Here is a 16,642-nt window from a genome sequence, read left to right on the forward strand (position 1 = left end):
CAGACCGATGAAACTCGAGCCCGTCGTCGGCGACGATCCGCGCGAGATCCTCCGAGCTCTGCGCGGGGCGCTGCACGGCGCGGGTCCGGCGCTCAGCCTCGGGCTCGTGGAAGGACTGCCCGCCGAGGTTCGACCCGGCACTGCGGTGGTCGTGACGACCTCAGGGTCCACCGGCATCCCGAAGAGCGTCGTGCTCAGTCGCGACGCCCTCACCGCGAGCGCACTGGCGACCGCCGACCGCATCGGCGACGGCGCGTGGCTGCTGGCCCTCCCGGCGAGCTACGTCGCGGGACTGCAGGTGCTCGTGCGCTCTCTCGTCGCCGACCGCGAGCCGGCGATCCTCGCGGGGGCGTTCACGCCGCAGGCGTTCGCGGCCGCGGCGCTGCTGATGGTGTCGACCGACCGAGGCGAGCGCGTTCCGACCTTCACGTCGCTCGTGCCGGCGCAGCTGTCCAAGCTGCTCGACGCGGCCGAGCACGACGGTGCGGTGCTCTCGGCGCTGCGGTCGTTCGAGACGATCCTCGTCGGCGGCCAGGCGCTGCCCGCAGCGACGCTCGAACGTGCCGAGATGGCGGGGGCGCGCATCGTCCGCACCTACGGCTCGACCGAGACCAGCGGCGGCTGCGTCTACGACGGCGTGCCGCTCGCGAACGTGCGGCTGCGGATCGAGCACGGCGAGGTTCAGGTGTCGGGACCCACTCTGGCTGAGGGGTACCTGGGCGACCAGGAGCGGACGGATGCCGCCTTCCTCCGCGGGCGCGACGGCACGCGGTGGTACCGCACCGGCGACGCAGGTATCTTCGACGACGGCGTCCTGCGGGTGCGGGGCCGTATCGACAACGTCATCGTGTCGGGCGGCGTCAACGTCTCGCTCGACCGCGTCGAGCGGATCGTGCGGGGGATACCCGGACTCGACACCGCCGTCGTCGTCGGGATTCCGGACGAACGCTGGGGCGAGGCATCCGTCGTCGTCGCCTCCCGCGGCGAGGCGCTGCGCCGCAGCGAAGCCGTCCAGCTGCAGGAGGCGCGTGCCGCCGTGCAGGCCGAGATCGGCGCGCACGCGCGCCCGTCGCGGCTCGTGCTCGTCGACGAACTGGCCACGCTGCCCTCGGGCAAGCCCGACCGCGAGGCGATCCGTCGCGCCGTGATCGCCCTGCACTGACCGGCCGTCGCTGCGTCGGCGGCGCAGACACCGCTCCCGACCTGCCGTCATCCTCCCCGGTCGTCGAGCGAGCGGGGTACGAGCGAGACGAAACGCTCGCAACCCGGCGCACGCGCGAGGTTCGAGGCGTTTCGTCTCGGTCGCTGGCGCTCCCTCGCTCAACGACCGGAGCTCGAGGTCTCGGTCGCTGGCGCTGCCGCGCTCTACGACCGGAGCTCGAGGTCTCGGTCGCTGGCGCTGCCTCGCTCTACGACCGGAGCTCGAGGTCTCGGTCGCTGGCGCTGCCTCGCTCTACGACCGGAGCTCGAGGTCTCGGTCGCTGGCGCGGCGCGCTCAATCCTCGGAGTCGGGGTACGGTCCGGTCTGCACGACGCAGAAGCGGTTCCCCTCGGTGTCTTCGAGCACGACCCAGTCGGCGTCTTCGGGGTAGCCCTCCCAGTCCACCTCGCGCGCGCCGAGCCCCAGCAATCGTTGGATCTCGGCGGCCTGATCCTCGGCGTACAGGTCCAGGTGGATGCGCGGCGGGTAGTGCTGCGGGTATCCGGTGACCGACAGCGCGAGGCTCGCACCCGGTGCGGCCCAGTGGGCCTTTCCGGGCGGGTCGAGGATGACCCAGTCGTCGCTGGGCTCGCTGCGGTTCGCATATCCGAGGGCGGCGCGCCAGAATTCTCCGGCACGGCCGATGTCTTCCACCGTCAGGACCACGGATCCGATGCTCAACATGGCCCCATGATGGTGGCAGCGTCCGACATCCACAGGGGGTCGACCGAGTCACGCTGGCATGGGTGCGAGCCCTATGATGTGCATTCGTGGCAGCAACCTCCAGTAAGAAGCGTGGCGCCGCGGGCGCGAAGAAGCAGCAGCCGCGGGGAAACCCGCAGAAGGCGCGCGTATCGCGTGACCCCGCGCACATCGCGAAACCCACGGTCGGCGACTGGATCGGAGCCGCGCGCCTCCGCACCCTGCCGCTGGCGGTCACGCCGATCCTCGTCGGCACCGGTGCCGCGATCCTCGTCACCGACGTCTTCCACTGGGTGATCGCGCTCTTCTGCCTCATCGTCTCGGTGTCGCTGCAGATCGGCGTCAACTACGCCAACGACTACAGCGACGGCATCCGCGGCACCGATGACTTCCGCGTGGGGCCCGCGCGCCTCACCGCGTCGCGCAAGGTCAGGCCGCGCAGCGTGCTGCTGGTGGCGCTGGCCTTCTTCGCGATCGCGGCGGTGGCAGGCCTCGCGATCACGATCCGCACGCAGCAGTGGTGGCTGCTCGCGGTCGGCGCCGTCTGCATCATCGCCGCGTGGTTCTACACCGGCGGCAAGCGCCCGTACGGCTACTACGGCCTCGGTGAGCTCTTCGTCTTCGTCTTCTTCGGCCTCGTGGCGACGCTCGGCACCACGTGGGTGCAGGCGCTCGCGCTGCCGCAGGAGGCCTGGTTCGGCGCCGTCGGAGTCGGACTCCTCGCGTGCGCGGTGCTCCTGGCGAACAACCTCCGCGACATCGACCAGGACCGCGTCGCGGGCAAGAAGACTCTCACCGTGCTCATCGGCCGTACCGCCACACGCTGGCTGTTCACCGTGTTCGTGCTGGCGGCGTTCCTCATCGCGGCGTTCCTCGCGTTCATCGGCTACCCGATCGCCTGGCTCACGCTGCTCGCCCTGCTCGCGGGGCTCCCCGCGATCCTCATCGTGTGGACCTACCGCGATCCGCGCGAGCTCGTGGTCGCCCTCGGCCTCACCTCGCTCACGTCGGTCGCCTACGGCGCCTTCCTGATGTGGGCCTTCATCGGCTGAGGCGGATGCCACGGCCTCCGGCATCCCTTTCGCCTCCGGCCGGGGTGTCGGGTCGAGCCACGGCTGAGGGTCCGATCAAGGCCGCGGTCGCTCCACAGGAGAAACGCGCTTCAACAGGACGTTGAACCGTTCCAACCTCCTGTGGAAGCGCGGTTGACCTGTTGAGATCGCGAGCGCGACGCATCGGGAGAGCGAAGGCGCCTGCTCACCCGGTCGACGTCGGCACCGCGGCGGGCGACCGGGGTCAGGACTTGGGGGTCTCGGGTGCGTCGGGAGCGGGGGGGTCGGCGGCCGCGTCGGCCGCGGCATCCTCCGCCTGCTCGTCCGTCGCCGTGGTGCGCGAACGGTCGCGGCGCTCGGCGAGGCCTGCGGTCGCGTCCTCCAGCGGCTTGCGCAGGAAGAGCACCGAGAGGCTCAGGCCGATGAGTGCGGCGAAGATGGCGGCGAGCCAGTAGTACTCCTGCATGATCGGGAACAGCATCAGGATGCCGAACGGCACGAGGAACGCCAGCAGCCGCAGCACCGAGTAGACGATGGCCGAGCGCGCTTTCACCCGTCCATCCTACGTTCGCCCCGCCGGCGGGTTCGGCGACGGTTGCGTCACGGACCCACAGCGAAGCGCCCACGGCGGGCCCCGCCCGCCTAGGATGGGAAGATGCCTCGGGTGCTGTTGATTCTGGCCCTGGTGGCGACCGCGTTCTGGGTCTTCACCATCGTCGATTGCGCGGTCCAGCCCCCGAACCGCCACCGCGGGGTGAGTAAGCCCGTGTGGCTTCTCATCGTGGTTCTGCTTCCGGTCCTCGGCGGCATCCTCTGGCTCATCGTGGGGCGCATGCGCGCTTCGACCGTCGCCGCTCGCCGCGCGCCGGACGACGACCCCGAGTTCCTCGGTCGCATCGGCAGCATCAGCGATCAGGACGAGCGCATCCGCCGTCTCGAGGAGGAGTTGGCGCAGCTCGACTCCGAGAGCGCCGACCCGCGGTGGAACCCGCCGGGCGGACCCGCGGCATCCGATGACACCACCGCCCCGGGCGGCACCCCGCCGGGAACGGCCGCCGCCGGCGGTGCTCCCGCGCCGGGAACCCCGCCGTCGAAGCCGCCGACCCGGCCCGCCGAGGGCGATGACGACGCCCGCGGTCAGCGCGGGGCCATCGGCTGACGTGACCGGCACGCCCCGCGCCGAGGGCGCGCTCGACTCCGCGCCCGCGACCGACGCCGCCGCGGCTCTGCTGTGCCGGCTCGTCGAACTGGGCGTGCGCCACATCGTGCTGAGCCCCGGCTCGAGGTCGCAGGCGCTCGCGCTCGTCGCCGCCGAACTGGAGCAGCGCGGCGCGGTCCGCCTGCACGTGCGCGTCGACGAGCGCGTCGCCGGCTTCACGGCTCTCGGCATCGGACGGGAGACACGGATGCCGGCGGCCGTGGTCTGCACGTCGGGCACAGCGGTCGCGAACCTGCTGCCGGCCGCGCTCGAGGCGCATCACGCCGGCGTGCCGCTGCTGCTGCTCACCGCCGACCGGCCGCCCGAGCTGCGCGGCGTGGGCGCCAACCAGACCACGCGCCAGCCCGGCATGTTCGCGCCCACGGTGCGGCTCGAGGCCGACGTCCCCGTGCCCGAGACCATCGACCCGGACGGCGCGCACGAGCAGAGCGCGATGCTGCGGGCGCTCGCCGAGGAGGCCGTCGCCGCCGCGCTCGGCGCGGGCACGCGCGCGCCGGGACCGGTGCACCTGAACCTCCCGTACCGCGAGCCCTTGGCGGGGGTGCTGCCCGCGTGGATGGGCGTGCCCGCGACCGAGCTCGAGACGACGGCCGACGACGACCCCGACGGGCCGCCGGTGGAGCCGGAGGCCGAGGACGAGGCATCCGGAGCGCTCTACCAGGGCGGTGGGGGCATCGGCGAGGCCGACGTGCCGACCGAGCCCGAGGATGCGCCGCTCGTCCTCGAACGAGGACCACGCACGATCGTCCTGGCCGGGGCCGACGCCGGCCCCGACGCGGAGCAGCTCGCGCACGTGGGCGGATGGCCGCTCATCGCCGAGATCGTGAGCGGTGCGCGCTTCGGGCGCCACCTCGTGCACGGATACCGCGAGCTGCTGAGAGACTCCGAGCTCGGCGGGCGCATCGAGCGCGTGGTCGTGCTGGGGCATCCGACCCTCAGTCGCGAGTCCGCGGCACTGCTGTCGGATCCGGCTGTCGAGATCGTGGCCGTGCGCGGGCCCGGCGAGCCGCTCAACCTCAACGGCGCGACGTTCGCCGCCGACCGCATCGCCGTCGCGACCGGCGACCCCGACGGCGCCTGGCTCGGGGAGTGGCTGCAGGCGTCGCGCGCGGCATCCGTCGATCTCACGCCGCCCGCTCCCGACGCCGACGGCCTGTCGTCCGCGGTACCGGAGGAGCGGCTGGGCGCCATCGCCGCCGAGCTCGAGGTCATCCGCGCGCCGCTCGATCGCGCGGCGCTGGCCGACGCTGTGTGGCGGGCCACCTGGCCCCACGATCGGCTGGTCTTCGGCTCGTCCCGTCTGGTGCGGGTGGCCGATCAGGTGCTGCCCGGCAAGAAGGTCCCGGTGCACGCCAATCGCGGGCTCGCCGGCATCGACGGCACCATCGCCACGGCGACCGGCATAGCGCTGGCCAGCCAGTCCGCCGGTAGTCCGGGCGTCACTCGCGTGCTGCTCGGCGATCTCGCTGTGCTGCACGACGTCGGAGCGCTGCTCCTGCCCCCGGACGAGGAGGAGCCGCGCCTGCAGCTGGTGGTCGGCAACGACGGCGGCGGCACGATCTTCGACGGACTAGAGGTGGCCGCCGTCGCAGGCTCCCACGTCATGGACCGTGTGCTCTACACGCCGCACGAGGTGCACCTCGAGCAGCTCGCGCTCGCCTACGGCTGGGAGTATCGCCGCGTCACGACGCGGTCCGCCCTCGACCAGGCGCTCACCTCACCGGTCGAGGGACGCCAGCTCATCGAGGTTCCGCTCGAGCGCTGAGCCGGCCGGTCAGCCGACGCGTCCACGGCGTATTCGGCGCGGCCTCGCCGTCAATCCTGGTCTCCGCGCGCTGCCGCACGCCATGATGGCTCCATGATCGCCTCGAGTCAGAAGCACTGGATCGGCGACGTCGCCGATCTCCTCAGGGTCGGCGAGGGCTTCGTCCTCGCCGACGTCGACACCCGTTCGACGCCGGGATATGCGAAAGACAAACTGCACGCCGCCGAAGACCTCAAGACCGGGGCTGACGAGCTGGACGAATACCAGGAGCGGCTGTTCGCGCGCAGCCGCGTCGATGCGACGGATGCCGCCGTGCTGCTCGTGCTGCAGGCCATGGACTCCGCGGGCAAGGGCGGCATCATCCGGCATGTGGTCGGCTCGGTCGATCCGCAGGGCGTCGTGCTCTCGGCGTTCAAGAAGCCGACTCCAGAGGAGCTCGAGCACGACTTCCTCTGGCGGGTGGAGCAGCGAGTGCCGGTGTCGGGCCTCATCGGCGTCTTCGACCGCTCGCACTACGAAGACGTGCTCATCGGCCGGGTGCGCGAGCTTGCGCCGGCCGACGAGATCGAGCGCCGCTACGGTGCGATCAACGACTTCGAGAAGCGCCTGACCGACACCGGCACGCGGATCGTGAAGGTGATGCTGCACATCTCTCCCGAAGAGCAGAAGTCGCGGCTCATGCAGCGGCTCGACCGCCCCGACAAGCACTGGAAGTACAACCCGGGCGACGTCGACGAGCGTGAGCTGTGGCCGTCGTACATGGCGGCGTACCAGACCGTCTTCGAGCGCACGTCGACCGATCACGCGCCGTGGCACGTGGTGCCCGCCGACCGCAAGTGGTACGCGCGCCTCGCGGTGCAGCACCTGCTGCTGGAGGCGCTCGAAGAGATCGACCCGCACTGGCCGGCGGCGACCTTCGACGTCGCGGCCGAGAAGAAGCGGCTCGCCGCGAGCTGAGCGCGCCTCTCCCGCGCAAGCGTTCGCGACGGGCCGGCCCGAGATGACAGAGTGAACGGCGTGACTTCGATCCAGACGCAGGCAACCCCCGACTATCGCGACACCGGCCTCGTGTTCCCTCCCGGGTTCACGTTCGGCTCGGCGACGGCCTCGTATCAGGTGGAGGGCGCGTTCGCCGAGGACGGCCGCGGCCCGTCGATCTGGGACACGTTCTCGAAGACGCCCGGCAAGGTGTGGAACGGCGACACGGGCGATGTCGCCTGCGACCACTACCACCGCTGGGAGAGCGATCTCGACCTCATGGCCGAGCTCGGCCTCGGCGCCTATCGCTTCTCGATCGCGTGGCCGCGCATCCAGCCGACCGGCACCGGCGCCGTGAACCAGGCCGGCATCGACTTCTACTCGCGGCTCGTCGACGGGCTGCTCGAGCGCGGCATCCGTCCCGTCGCGACGCTGTACCACTGGGACCTGCCGCAGACGCTCGAGGATACCGGCGGCTGGGCGTCGCGTGCGACGGCCGACGCCTTCGAGCGCTACGCCGAGATCATGGGGACGGCGCTCGGCGATCGCGTGCACACCTGGACGACGCTCAACGAGCCCTGGTGCTCGGCGTACCTCGGCTACGGCCAGGGCGGGCACGCCCCGGGGCGCCATGAGCCCGCTGCGGCGCTCGCCGCGGTGCACCACCTGAACCTCGCCCACGGCCGTGCCGTGCAGGCGCTCCGGGCCACCTCGGCCGGTGACCCGCAGTACTCGGTCACCCTCAACTTCCACGTGCTGCGCGGCCAGGGCGACGGGGCGACCGAGGCCATGCGGCGGATCGACGCGCTGGCCAACCGGGCGTTCACGCACCCGATGCTGCGGGGCGAGTACCCGGCGGATCTGCTCGAGGACACGGCATCCGTCACCGACTGGTCGTTCGTGCAGGACGGCGACCTCGCCGCCATCCACCAGCCGATTGACGTGCTCGGCGTCAACTACTACTCGACGGCGACCGTGCGGCTGTGGGACGGCGTGTCGGCGAAGCAGATGAACGACGGGCACAAGGGCGCCGCGGGCGGTACCGCGTGGCCGGGCAGCGACCAGGCCGTGGAGTTCGTCGAGCAGCCGGGGCCGTACACCGCCATGGGCTGGAACATCGCACCCGAGGGGCTCGAGGAGCTGCTGGTGTCGCTGTCGGAGCAGTTCCCGAATCAGCCGCTGATGGTGACCGAGAACGGCGCCGCGTTCGACGACGAGGTGGACGACGACGGCTCGGTGCCGGACCCGCAGCGGCTGGACTACCTGCGGCGCCACTTCACGGCTGCGCACCGGGCGATGCAGCGCGGGGTCGATCTGCGGGGGTACTTCGTGTGGTCGCTGCTCGACAACTTCGAGTGGGGCTACGGGTACGCCAAGCGCTTCGGCATCGTGCGCGTCGACTTCGACACACTCGAGCGCACCGTCAAGGACAGCGGGCTCTGGTACGGGCAGCTGGCTCGCAGCGGCACCATCCCCGCGTGACTCCCGGAGCGGGGCGCCCGACCACCCACCCGTGAGGGGGCGCGCTCAGGCGAGCGCGTCGACGATCGGCCGGAACTTCACCCGGGTCTCGAGCAGCTCCGTCTCGGGATTGCTCTGCGCGACGATCCCGGCGCCGGCGTGGGCGACGACGGGAATGGTGTCGCTGTAGGTCGCGTGCCTCCGCGCCGGCTCCGCGCCGATCTGCGCGCACCGCAGTGCGATCGCCCACTCGCCGTTGCCGTCGCCGTCCACCCAGCCGACCGGGCCGGCGTACCGCCGGCGGTCGAACGGCTCGAGCGTACGGATCAGATCGAGCGCGGTGTTCCTCGGGGTGCCCGCCACCGCCGCGGTCGGGTGCAGGGCAGCCACGAGGTCGAGCGCCGATGCGTGGTCGGCGAGGTCTCCCGCGACGTCCGTTGCGAGATGCCACAGGTTCGGCAGCTTCAGCGTGAACGGCTCGGGGTCGGCGCGCAGGTGGCGGACGTGCGGGCGGAGCGTCTCGAGCACGCTCTGCACGGCGTAGCGGTGCTCGTCGAGGTCCTTCCCGCTGTGCGCGAGGGAGGTGGATGCCGCGGTGTCGTCGTGCGCGTCGGTGCCACGCGGGATCGTGCCGGCGAGCACCCGCGCCGTCACCACGCCGCGCGAGGCCGTCACCAGGGTCTCGGGGCTCGCTCCGATGAGTCCGTCGACGGCGAAGGTCCACGTGTCGGGGTAGTCGTCGGCGAGGGCGCGGACGAGGCGCCGCAGGTCTGCGCCCGCGGGGATCGTGCCGACGAGGTCGCGCGCGAGCACGACCTTCTCGAGCTCGCCGCGCACGATCGCGTCGACGGCCTGCCGCACGGCGGCCTGGTAGCCGGCGGGGTTCAGGGTGCCGGGGCCGAGCGTCGCCGACCAGTAGGGCCCGTACGGCGTCGGCTCGACGGGACGCTCCTGCAGCTCGGCGGACGTGAAACGGATCCGCGTCACCCACGACCGGCCGTGATGACGGCCGACCACGGCCTGCGGAACGATGAGGCGACTCGTGCCCGTGGAGCGCTCATCGAAGACGAGCGTGCCGAACGCGACGAGGCCCGTACCGGGGAGGCCGAGCGGATCGTCGATCTCGGCCGATGCGGCGATCTGCCGCCAGGCGTCGGCCGGGGTGGGCAGCGCCGCCGCGTCGGGGGCGGACGCGCTGTGCGGACCCCGCTCATAGCCGCCGACGACGCCGATGCCGACGATCCCGTCACCTCTGCGCAGCCACGCGAGGGGTTCGTCGGCAGACGCGTACGTGAGCAGGTCGTCGACGTGCTCGATCTCGCGAGTCTCGACCACCAGCTGGGGCGGGCGGAGCGCAGATGTCACCCCTCCAGCCTAGACTCGCGAGGTGACCGCGGACGCCGACGAGCAGCCTCATCAGAACCATCTGGACCGACCCGCGGTCGGGACCGCGCTGCAGTTCCGCTGGCGCAAATGGGACGGCGGCGCCCACTGGGTCAACGACGAGATCTACCTCGGCAGCGATCGCTGGGGCGATTGGCTCGGCCAGCCCGCCGGGTGGCGCAACACGCGACCAGGCCGCGCATTCGCCGCCGAGCACGACAGCGTCACGCTGGTGCCGCCGAGCGGCGACTTCGCCTACACGCACAACGCCGCCCCGCACCCGACCCGCGTGTACATCGACATCGCATGGGATGTGCGATGGGATGCCGGCCTTCCGACCGGGATCGACATGGACCTCGACGTCGTCCGGCGTGAGCCGGCCGAACCGTACCTCGACCGCGACGGCGTGCTGCGCAGCCCCGGCGACGTCTATATCGAGGACCGCGACGAGTGGGATGAGCACCGCGCCGCCTACGGCTACCCGCTCGAGCTGGTCGAGCGGCTCGAGTCCGTCGCGGTCGAGCTCGAGGGGCGCGTGCGCGAGGGCGCTCCTCCTTTCGACGACACGACCGCCCTGCGCTGGCTCGCCCGCCTGGCCGCGCTGCCGCCGGTGGCGCAGCCCGCGCCCGCGGACTTCGCCGACGCCGACGAACCCGCCCAAGCCGCAGCCGCCGGCCACGACCCTGCCCCGCCCGGCAGCGCGGCCTAGACTCGAACACGTGGCATCCCACCCCTCCGACCATGAGCCGAACCGCGCCGACCTGCATAAGGATCCGTCGCGCGTGAGCGGCATGTTCGACCAGGTCGCCGCCGGCTACGACCGCACGAACACGGTGCTGAGCATGGGCAACGACCGGTTCTGGCGCGCCGCGACGACCCGCGCCATCCACCCGCAGCGCGGGCAGCGCATCCTGGACCTCGCGGCCGGCACCGGAGCGTCGAGCGTCGCCCTCGCCGGCAGCGGGGCAGAGGTGGTCGCCGCCGACTTCTCGCCCGGCATGATCGCGGAGGGCGAGCGCCGCCATGGTCCGAAGGCGTCAGGCGGCGGCATCCGCAATCTCTCGTTCGTGCAGGCCGACGCGACCGCGCTGCCGTTCGGCGACGACGAGTTCGACACCGTCACGATGTCGTTCGGCCTCCGCAACGTCAACGAGCCGAAGAAGGCGCTGCGGGAGCTGCTGCGCGTGACCAAGCCCGGTGGGCGGCTCGTGATCTGCGAGTTCTCGCAGCCGCCGTCCAAGACGTTCAACGGTCTCTACCGCTTCTACAACGACCGCGTGCTGCCGGTCGTCGCGAAGACGGTGAGCTCCAACGCCGAGGCGTACGACTACCTCAATGAGTCGATCCGCGACTGGCCCGACCAGCGAACGCTGGCGGCGTGGATCCGCGAAGCGGGCTGGACTGACGTCGCGCACCGCAATCTCTCGATGGGCATCGTCGCCCTGCACCGGGGCACGAAGCCCGCGGACGGGGCCAAGAAGCCCACCGGTCGTTGAGCGAGCGAAGCGCGACGAAACGTCTTCGGTCGGCTGAGAGCGTTTCGTCTCTGCGTTCGACTCGCAAGCTCGCTCAACGACCGCGTTCCTCGCTCGCTCGGCGACCGGGGAACATGCGAGGACCGGGACGAAACGCGCCCCCAGGTAGGCTGGGCGTGTGACACCGACAGCGCCGGGCTCCCATATCGCGGGCAAGCTGGGCCTGACCGACCGCATCTTCGCCGGAGCGCGATCGCGCACTCTGCTCAAGACCGTCGAGGCAGGCCTGAAGCGCGTCGACAGCGCGCTCGAGCGCGAGCTGCGGGTGGCAGACACCCTCGCCGACGCCACCAGCCGCTACCTGTACGACGCAGGCGGCAAGCGCGTTCGTCCGATGCTGGCGCTGCTGACCGCCCAGCTCGGCGACGGTGCGACCGACGAGGTCATCCAGGCCGCCACGGCTCTCGAGATGACCCACCTCGGCTCCCTGTACCACGACGACGTGATGGATGCCGCCGACAAGCGTCGCGGAGTGCCCAGTGCCCATGCGGTGTGGGGCAACAACGTCGCCATCCTCACCGGCGATCTGCTGTTCTCCCGCGCGAGCCAGATCATGGCCCGACACGGCGACCGTGCCATCCGGCTGCAGGCCGACACGTTCGAGCGTCTGGTGCTCGGGCAGATGCACGAGACGGTCGGTCCGTCCGAGACCGACGACCGCGTCGAGTTCTACCTGCAGGTGCTCTCCGACAAGACCGGCTCGCTGATCGCCGCCGCGGCGCAGTCGGGCGTGATCTTCTCGAACGGGCCGGAAGAGTTCGAGGCGCCGATGGTGACCTTCGGCGAGAAGGCCGGGGTGGCATTCCAGCTGCTCGACGACGTGATCGACCTGTCCGCCGACCCCGACGAGACCGGCAAGGTGCCCGGCACCGATCTGCGTGCCGGCGTGCCGACCATGCCCTACCTCGTGCTCGGAGAGCGGAAGGATGCGGCATCCGTCGAGCTGCGCGCCCGGATCGACGACGGCGTCGCCCGCATCGCCGACGGCGCCGATCCCTCGATCCTCGACGAGCCGCTCGCGCGGCTGCGCGATCACGAGGCGACCGAGGCCACCCTCGACCTCGCCCACGCGTGGTCGAGCCAGGCGATCGAGGCGCTCGCACCCCTCCCGAACGGCGCCGTGCGCGAAGCCCTGACCCGATTCGCTCAGGCCGTCGCCGACCGCTCCAGTTAGACGTTCCCGCGTTTCGTCTCGCTTCGCTCGCTCAACGACCGGGGAGTGCGACGAGCCGAGTTCCCGAAAGGACCATCATGACCAAGCTTCGGCTGGCGATCGTCGGTGCAGGACCGGCAGGCATCTACGCCGCCGACATCCTGCTGAAGGCCGAGCGCAGGTTCGACGTGTCGATCGACCTGTTCGAGCAGCTGCCCGCCCCATACGGCCTCGTCCGCTACGGCGTCGCCCCCGACCACCCGCGCATCAAGGGCATCATCACGGCCCTGCGCGAGGTGCTCGACCGCGGGGACATCCGCATCTTCGGCAACGTGCGCTTCGGTGAGGACATCACCCTCGACGACCTCAAGCACCACTACCACGCGGTGATCTTCGCCACCGGCGCCATCCGCGACACCGACCTCGACATCCCCGGCATCGATGCCGCCGGCTCGTACGGCGCCGCCGACTTCGTGAGCTGGTTCGACGGGCACCCCGATGTGCCGCGCGACTGGCCGCTGGATGCGGCATCCGTCGCGGTCCTGGGCAACGGCAACGTCGCCCTCGACGTGTCGCGCATGCTGGCCAAGCACGCCGAGGACCTGCTGCCCACCGAGATCCCCGACAACGTCTACGAGGGGCTCGCAGCGTCGAACGTCACGGACGTGCACGTCTTCGGTCGCCGCGGGCCCGCGAACGTGAAGTTCACGCCGCTGGAGCTCCGCGAACTCGGCGAGCTGCGCGACGTCGACATGGTCGTCTACGACGAGGACTTCGACTACGACGACGCGGCGCACGCCGCCATCGCGAGCAACAAGCAGGTCATGGTGATCGATCGTGTGCTGCAGTCGTGGCGCAAGCGCGACTCGGTCAACAACGCCGGCGGCACGGCGTCTCGCCGCCTGCACCTGCACTTCTACGCCAAGCCCGTGGAGGTGAAGAAGGATGCTGAGGGCCGCGTGTGCGCCCTCGTCTACGAGCGCACGCGCCCCGACGGCGAGGGCGGCGTCGTCGGCACCGGTGAGATGCGCGAGGTGCAGATCCAGGCGCTGTACCGGGCCGTCGGCTACTTCGGCTCGCCGCTGCCCGGCGTGCCGTTCGACAAGCGGCACGGGGTCATCCCGAACCGCGAGGGCCAGGTGCTGAGCAAGGACTCGAACCAGCGCGTCAATGGCGTGTACGCCACCGGCTGGATCAAGCGCGGACCCGTGGGCCTCATCGGCCACACCAAGTCCGACGCGATGGAGACCATCCGCCATCTGATCAACGATCAGGGCACGTGGTGGCAGCCGGCCGACCCCTCGGAGGCGTCCATCCCTGAGTTGCTCGCCTCGCGCGGTGTGGCGTGGACCGACCTGGAGGGCTGGCACCGCCTCGACGAGCACGAGGTCGCGCTCGGCGCGCCGCACGAGCGTGCGCGCGTCAAGGTCGTCCCGCGCCACGAGATGGTGACGATCTCGCGCGGCGAGTGAGCGAGCCCGCCCGAGTCTGGAATCGCGCAAGGGTAGATTTCCGCACGCTGCCAGCCGGACGGAGCTGCGGGAGACCCTCGAAGCGCGTCGCCCCCTAGGCTGAGGCCATGGCCGGGACGACTGCGGCGTGGGTCCCCGACATCCTCGGGAAGCCGTTCGAGCAGCTGACGCTGCCGCTCGGCGTGACCGGGGAGCACGGGGCGCTCGTGGCCACGCTGGTGCGCAGCATCCCGAATCCGCTGGCGACCGCGTTCGCGCCGCTGCGGGACGTCGACGTGCTGTATGTGCACGGCTGGTCGGACTACTTCTTCCAGCGCGAACTGGCAGATTTCTGGACGCGACGCGGCGCACGGTTCTATGCGCTCGACCTGCGCCGCTACGGTCGGAGCCTCCGCGACGGCCAGTCTCCCGGCTACATCGACTCGCTCGACGACTACGACGCCGACATCGGCGCCGCACTGCGGGCGATGGGACACCATGTGCCCGCCGCGGAGACCGCGGTGGCGCAGCGCACGCACGTGCAGTCGCGCGAACCGGACAGGCCCGAGCGGCGCCGCGGCCGCCGGCTCGTGCTCATGGGACATTCGACCGGCGGCCTCACGCTCACCCTCTGGGCCGACCGTCATCCAGGTCTCGCCGACGCCCTCGTGCTCAACAGCCCGTGGCTCGAGCTGCAGCTCGGTCCGCTGGGCCGCCAGGCGCTCGCACCGCTGGTCGACATGCGGGCCCGGATCGATCCGCGGGGAACGCAGCCGGCCGTCGACTTCGGCTTCTACACGCGTGCGCAGGATGAGATCGGCACGCTCCCGCATGGCGATCATCGCGCGCTGTGGCGGCCTGACCGGGGTTTTCCGACGGCACCCGGCTGGCTGTCCGCCGTGATGGCAGGGCACCGCCGCGTCGCGGCGGGCGTCGACGTCGGCTGTCCCACCATGGTGCTGCTCTCGAAGGCCTCGACGGCGCCGCTCTCGTGGCGCGAGTCGATGACGTCGACGGACTCCGTGCTGGTCGTCGACGACATCGCCCGCGCGGCGACGAAGCTCGGCGAGCTCGTGACGATCTCGCGCATCCCCGGGGCGATCCACGACGTCTTCCTGTCGCGTGACGAAGCGCGCGAGCGGGCGTACGATGCTCTCGACCGCTGGGTGACGGGCTACGCCGTACCGGACTGACGGACGCGAAATGTCCCCCGAAGAGGGGACAGCACATACTTGCCGGCCGGGTTACCCTTTAAGGGAGATGTCCCCAGCATCTCAGGGAAGGCCCTCCCCAAGAATCCTTCCCGAACCGTCGTCCAGCGCCGCTGACCGGGGGGTTGGTAGCGAGAGCAGGCGACGTCAGGCCCCGGGTGTCCCCAGCATCCGGGGCCTTTTACCGTCTCTTCGACTACCGCCGCTTCGAGGTCTTCGGCATCTCGGTGCCGCGCGCGAGCACGCGGATGAGCAGCACGTACGTCGTGAGCGAGAGCACGTAGCCGGCGAGGTAGACGACGAGCTCCTGCGCCAGGAACCGGCTGTAGTCGAGCTCGCCGTCGACGACCGCCGGCGAGCTCTGGCTGAGGAGGTAGGCCGCGGTCTGGCCCGCGGCGAAGATCGCCAGCAGGGCGAGCACCGCGAGGAGCGCGAACCAGATCCGGCTGCGCCACACGCGGGCGGTCGCGGCCATCGCCGTCGCGGCCGTCCACGCAGGCACCTCCGGGTCGAGCCACCCGTTCACCGTGGGGATCAGGATGATCGCCGCGATGAAGAGGCCGTTGAGAAGGGTGCCGCCGACCCCGGTGAATGCGGTGTCGTCGATGTCGCCGCGCACGAACGTCGGGACGAGCAGGATGACCAGCACGGGAACCGTCGCGACGACGGCTGACAGCACGGCCCGGAGAAAGCGCATGGCCCGAGTGTAGGGCGGCGGGGCCGAGACGTTCTCCCGCCATCACGAGGCGAGCGTGAGGATCGCCGAGGCGACGGCCTTCGGTGAGGAGTGCTGTGCGACATGGTGGTGTCGCGGGATGAGTACGAGCTTGGCCGCCGAGGCACTCCGGCGCAGTCGCCGGCACCATTCGAGCCCGGCGATCGGGTCTGCGCCGCCCCGGATGATGAGGAGGGGCACGGCGAGGTCGGGGACGCGATCTTCCAGCCGGTAGGCGAGCATCTGCCGCAGCTGCGCCAGATACCAGGGGATCCCGCAGCGCAGGTAGTCGGTGAACACGATCACGTTCACCGACGGAGGCTCGCCCAGGGTGTCGACCGCGAGCGCGCGCGTCTGGCCGATCATGGTCCGATAGCGCTCGTCGGCGACCGGACCCATCGCCACCACCGTCCTGACGAGGTCGGGACGCTGGAGGGCCGCCTCGACGACCCATTGGCTTCCCATCGAGTGGCCGAGGAGCACGACCGGTCCGACGTCGAGTCCTGCCACGACGCGCCCGAGCGCGTGTGCCATTTCAGGCACGTCCAGGTCGCGGCGGGGCTTCGGCAGTCCGCCGAAACCCGGGAGATCGATCGAGAACACGGTGCGACGCGCTGCCAGCTCGTCGTGCAGCCGTGAGAGGTAGCGGTGAGACACGCCGATGCCGTGCACGAGCACGATCGCGGGCTCACCGCTCTCCGGTGCAACGGACGACAGCACCCGGAACACGAGGTCACCGACATCTACCCGGCGCTCGGCCGGTTGCACCCGGTCAGGCATGGGCGTCTCGCTCCGCGGGGACCGCGTGCCACTCGT

16 protein-coding genes are annotated in these 16,642 nt (G+C 71.2%); 11 read left to right on the forward strand and 5 right to left on the reverse strand.

The window, feature by feature from the left end:
- Positions 1–7: 7 nt before the first annotated feature.
- Positions 8–1,162 carry an AMP-binding protein gene (locus B2K11_RS11135; protein ID WP_163618341.1) on the forward strand — a complete coding sequence of 385 codons (1,155 nt, stop codon included), beginning with the start codon at positions 8–10 and terminating at the stop codon, positions 1,160–1,162.
- A gap of 333 nt (positions 1,163–1,495) precedes the next feature.
- On the opposite strand, the gene B2K11_RS11140 is transcribed toward B2K11_RS11135, so the two are convergent.
- Positions 1,496–1,885, reverse strand: a complete 390-nt coding sequence (locus tag B2K11_RS11140; RefSeq protein WP_163618342.1) for a VOC family protein — start codon at positions 1,883–1,885, stop codon at positions 1,496–1,498.
- Between the two features lie 86 nt (positions 1,886–1,971).
- Here B2K11_RS11140 and B2K11_RS11145 point away from each other — a divergent pair, with 86 nt between their 5' ends.
- Positions 1,972–2,955, forward strand: a complete 984-nt coding sequence (locus B2K11_RS11145; RefSeq protein WP_163618343.1) for a 1,4-dihydroxy-2-naphthoate polyprenyltransferase — start codon at positions 1,972–1,974, stop codon at positions 2,953–2,955.
- Between the two features lie 244 nt (positions 2,956–3,199).
- On the opposite strand, the gene B2K11_RS11150 is transcribed toward B2K11_RS11145, so the two are convergent.
- Positions 3,200–3,508, reverse strand: a complete 309-nt coding sequence (locus B2K11_RS11150) for a DUF4229 domain-containing protein (RefSeq protein ID WP_163618344.1) — start codon at positions 3,506–3,508, stop codon at positions 3,200–3,202.
- A gap of 102 nt (positions 3,509–3,610) precedes the next feature.
- On the opposite strand from B2K11_RS11150, the gene B2K11_RS11155 reads away from it, so the two are divergent.
- The 4 genes from B2K11_RS11155 (at position 3,611) to B2K11_RS11170 (ending at position 8,399) form a co-directional block, all read left to right on the forward strand.
- A complete protein-coding gene (locus B2K11_RS11155; RefSeq protein ID WP_163618345.1) occupies positions 3,611–4,114 on the forward strand; it encodes a PLDc N-terminal domain-containing protein in 504 nt (167 codons plus the stop codon).
- Position 4,115: 1 nt separating this feature from the next.
- Positions 4,116–5,939 carry a 2-succinyl-5-enolpyruvyl-6-hydroxy-3-cyclohexene-1-carboxylic-acid synthase gene (gene menD / locus B2K11_RS11160; RefSeq protein ID WP_239525946.1) on the forward strand — a complete coding sequence of 608 codons (1,824 nt, stop codon included), beginning with the start codon at positions 4,116–4,118 and terminating at the stop codon, positions 5,937–5,939.
- A gap of 93 nt (positions 5,940–6,032) precedes the next feature.
- Positions 6,033–6,896, forward strand: coding sequence for a polyphosphate kinase 2 family protein (locus tag B2K11_RS11165; protein WP_163618347.1), 864 nt, complete (start codon positions 6,033–6,035; stop codon positions 6,894–6,896).
- A gap of 69 nt (positions 6,897–6,965) precedes the next feature.
- On the forward strand, positions 6,966–8,399 hold the full coding sequence (locus B2K11_RS11170; protein WP_163618394.1) for a family 1 glycosylhydrolase: 1,434 nt from the start codon (positions 6,966–6,968) through the stop codon (positions 8,397–8,399).
- Between the two features lie 45 nt (positions 8,400–8,444).
- Here the strand turns inward: B2K11_RS11170 and B2K11_RS11175 are convergent, their stop codons facing one another.
- Positions 8,445–9,743, reverse strand: coding sequence for a chorismate-binding protein (locus B2K11_RS11175; RefSeq protein WP_163618348.1), 1,299 nt, complete (start codon positions 9,741–9,743; stop codon positions 8,445–8,447).
- Between the two features lie 22 nt (positions 9,744–9,765).
- Between B2K11_RS11175 and B2K11_RS11180 the strand changes: the two genes are divergently transcribed.
- The 5 genes from B2K11_RS11180 to B2K11_RS11200 all read left to right on the forward strand — a co-directional run bounded on the left by B2K11_RS11180 (position 9,766) and on the right by B2K11_RS11200 (position 15,093).
- Positions 9,766–10,470, forward strand: coding sequence for a DUF402 domain-containing protein (locus B2K11_RS11180; RefSeq protein ID WP_239525947.1), 705 nt, complete (start codon positions 9,766–9,768; stop codon positions 10,468–10,470).
- 10 nt (positions 10,471–10,480) lie between these two features.
- A complete protein-coding gene (ubiE, locus tag B2K11_RS11185; RefSeq protein ID WP_163618349.1) occupies positions 10,481–11,257 on the forward strand; it encodes a bifunctional demethylmenaquinone methyltransferase/2-methoxy-6-polyprenyl-1,4-benzoquinol methylase UbiE in 777 nt (258 codons plus the stop codon).
- Between the two features lie 157 nt (positions 11,258–11,414).
- Positions 11,415–12,470, forward strand: coding sequence for a polyprenyl synthetase family protein (locus B2K11_RS11190; RefSeq protein WP_163618350.1), 1,056 nt, complete (start codon positions 11,415–11,417; stop codon positions 12,468–12,470).
- A 77-nt stretch (positions 12,471–12,547) separates the two neighbouring features.
- On the forward strand, positions 12,548–13,921 hold the full coding sequence (locus B2K11_RS11195; RefSeq protein WP_163618351.1) for an FAD-dependent oxidoreductase: 1,374 nt from the start codon (positions 12,548–12,550) through the stop codon (positions 13,919–13,921).
- Between the two features lie 107 nt (positions 13,922–14,028).
- Positions 14,029–15,093: an alpha/beta hydrolase gene (locus B2K11_RS11200; protein ID WP_163618352.1), complete on the forward strand. Its 1,065-nt coding sequence runs from the start codon at positions 14,029–14,031 to the stop codon at positions 15,091–15,093.
- A 214-nt stretch (positions 15,094–15,307) separates the two neighbouring features.
- Here B2K11_RS11200 and B2K11_RS11205 read toward each other — a convergent pair whose 3' ends face one another.
- A complete protein-coding gene (locus tag B2K11_RS11205; RefSeq protein WP_163618353.1) occupies positions 15,308–15,808 on the reverse strand; it encodes a hypothetical protein in 501 nt (166 codons plus the stop codon).
- A 42-nt stretch (positions 15,809–15,850) separates the two neighbouring features.
- On the reverse strand, positions 15,851–16,606 hold the full coding sequence (locus B2K11_RS11210) for an alpha/beta hydrolase (protein ID WP_163618354.1): 756 nt from the start codon (positions 16,604–16,606) through the stop codon (positions 15,851–15,853).
- Positions 16,607–16,642: the final 36 nt, after the last annotated feature.

The organism is Microbacterium sp. B35-30 (assembly GCF_010634855.1).
GTDB lineage: Bacteria > Actinomycetota > Actinomycetes > Actinomycetales > Microbacteriaceae > Microbacterium.

Bases quoted from the DNA above. Each gene is read 5' to 3' on its own strand.
- B2K11_RS11135 (WP_163618341.1), top strand. From the start codon at position 8: ATGAAACTCGAGCCCGTCGTCGGCGACGATCCGCGCGAGATCCTCCGA.
- B2K11_RS11140 (WP_163618342.1), bottom strand. From the start codon at position 1,885: ATGTTGAGCATCGGATCCGTGGTCCTGACGGTGGAAGACATCGGCCGT.
- B2K11_RS11155 (WP_163618345.1), top strand. From the start codon at position 3,611: ATGCCTCGGGTGCTGTTGATTCTGGCCCTGGTGGCGACCGCGTTCTGG.
- B2K11_RS11165 (WP_163618347.1), top strand. From the start codon at position 6,033: ATGATCGCCTCGAGTCAGAAGCACTGGATCGGCGACGTCGCCGATCTC.
- B2K11_RS11195 (WP_163618351.1), top strand. From the start codon at position 12,548: ATGACCAAGCTTCGGCTGGCGATCGTCGGTGCAGGACCGGCAGGCATC.
- B2K11_RS11200 (WP_163618352.1), top strand. From the start codon at position 14,029: ATGGCCGGGACGACTGCGGCGTGGGTCCCCGACATCCTCGGGAAGCCG.
- B2K11_RS11205 (WP_163618353.1), bottom strand. From the start codon at position 15,808: ATGCGCTTTCTCCGGGCCGTGCTGTCAGCCGTCGTCGCGACGGTTCCC.
- B2K11_RS11210 (WP_163618354.1), bottom strand. From the start codon at position 16,606: ATGCCTGACCGGGTGCAACCGGCCGAGCGCCGGGTAGATGTCGGTGAC.